Source organism: Streptomyces bicolor (genome assembly GCF_000719285.1).
In the GTDB taxonomy this organism is placed as follows: Bacteria; Actinomycetota; Actinomycetes; order Streptomycetales; family Streptomycetaceae; genus Streptomyces; species Streptomyces bicolor.
Map to the genome: position 1 here is coordinate 1 of NZ_JOFS01000090.1, position 1,805 is coordinate 1,805.

General features: G+C 67.3%; 2 protein-coding genes. Both read right to left on the reverse strand.

Translation table 11 applies throughout. From position 1 onward, the window contains the following. Positions 1-45: 45 nt before the first annotated feature. On the reverse strand, positions 46-1,254 hold the full coding sequence (locus IF78_RS0142720; RefSeq protein WP_031498879.1) for an RNA-guided endonuclease InsQ/TnpB family protein: 1,209 nt from the start codon (positions 1,252-1,254) through the stop codon (positions 46-48). Beyond that, positions 1,251-1,679 (reverse strand): IS200/IS605 family transposase, encoded by a 429-nt coding sequence (gene tnpA, locus IF78_RS0142725; RefSeq protein ID WP_107050133.1) that lies wholly within the window; start codon positions 1,677-1,679, stop codon positions 1,251-1,253. Before tnpA ends, IF78_RS0142720 begins: the two co-directional genes overlap by 4 nt. Positions 1,680-1,805: the final 126 nt, after the last annotated feature.

Consider the following 1,805-nt stretch of genomic DNA (forward strand, 5'->3'; position numbering starts at 1 on the left):
GTGACTCCACCCACGCGTAAACGCGCGGGCTTCCTGCGTCGGTGGCTAAGCCGCCGTGCAGAGGACCAGCCCGGCCCTGTTGAGGACGTTCGTCGCGCCGACGTGGTCCGCGTTCGCCGCGAACCCGCATCTGACGCATTCGAAGTTCGCTTGGGTGACGCGGTTCTCCTGCGCGACGTGCCCGCACTCGGGGCACGTGCGGGAGGTGTTGCGCGCGTCCACCGGGACCACGAGGCGACCGGCACTCTCAGCCTTGTTCGCCAGGATTCCGAGGAACTGCGCCCAACCCGCATCGAGGATGCTGCGGTTGAGCCCGGCCTTCGCGGCAGCACCGTTGGGCAGGAAGCCGCCGGGCTGGTCGGGGTCGGGCTTGAGGGCGGGGCTCTTGGTCATGCCCGCCGTGTTCAGCCGTTCGTGCGCGATCACGTCGTGGTCGCGGACGAGCGCGCGGGCGGTCTTGTGGTGGAAGTCGGCGCGCTGCCGCCGGATCTTGCCGTACAGCTTGGCGACCTTCCGGGCCGCCGCGCGGTGGCGCTTGGTGCGTTGCCGAGTTCGTTTGGGGAACCTCGCGAGGTGCTGCTGCGCTTCGGCCAGTTCGTCGGCCATCGCCTGCAGGAAGCGCGGGTTGGCGACGTGCTCGCTGCCGGAGGTGGTCAGGAAGTGGGCGACGCCCATGTCGATGCCGATGATCGCGCCCGTGGGCGGCAGTTCCTCGGCGGGCACGTTGTCGCAGGCGAGGACGACGTACCAGCGGTTCCCCTCCCGCTTTACCGAGATCGTCTTGACGCGGCCCTGCACGGGTCGGTGCTGGTGCACACGGACGTGCCCGACACCCTGAAGGCGGACGCGGGTCTGCCGGTCGTGCGGGGTGGAGTCCCAGCGGCAGCCGTCGCCGTCCTTGGGGAAGGTGACGGTGTCGAAGTGCCCGACGCCCTTGAACCTGGGGTACCCGGGCCTCTGACCGGCCTTCACCCGCTTGAAGAAGCCTTGGAACGCCTTGTCCAGCCGCCTGAGCGTGGCCTGCTGGCTGGAGAACGACCATCGGCCCTGACGCTCCGGGTCGAACGCCCGGATCGCTTTGAGCTGGCCGGACTGATCCCCGTACTTGACCGAGGTCTTCGAGCTGTGCCGGTAGGCGTCCCGACGCTCCTGCAACGCCCCGTTGTAGAGCGAACAGTGGTCGGCCAGCATCGCCCGCAACGCGGCTTGCTGACCTGCCGTTGGGCGAAGGAGGAACTTGTACGCCCGCATCAAGGCCGTTCCTCCTTGTCCTTCTTCCAGGGGCGTTCCCACTGGGTGTTGATGTACTTCTCCACCGTGGCCGCCGACACCGCGCCAACCGACGCGGCGAAGTACGACGACGACCACAGCGTGGGCATGCGGCTCTTGAGGTGCGGGAACTCCGCGCGCAGGACGCGGGAGGTGAAGCCCTTGAACTGGTTCGCCACGTACGAGGCCGAGGACTTCGGATCGTGCTTGACGAAGAGGTGTACGTGGTCGGGCATCACCTCAAGAGCGATGACCTTCCACCCGCGCTCATCTGCCTTCTGCCGGATCAGCTCGTCGAGGCGTTCCGCGACCCGGCCGCCGAGGACCGGACGGCGGTACTTCGGGCACCACACCACGTGGAGCCCGAGGTCGTACACGCCGCCGGAGAACCGGCGAACCTTCCTGGTCACAGTCACGCGATCACTATACACACGCAACAGGTCTAATGCGGCAGAAAGGCGGTACAGGTGAACAGTGCAGATCCGTGCACCCAGTTGAGGTCAGAGCAATCCAGAGAAGCCATTCCCCACCCCGCT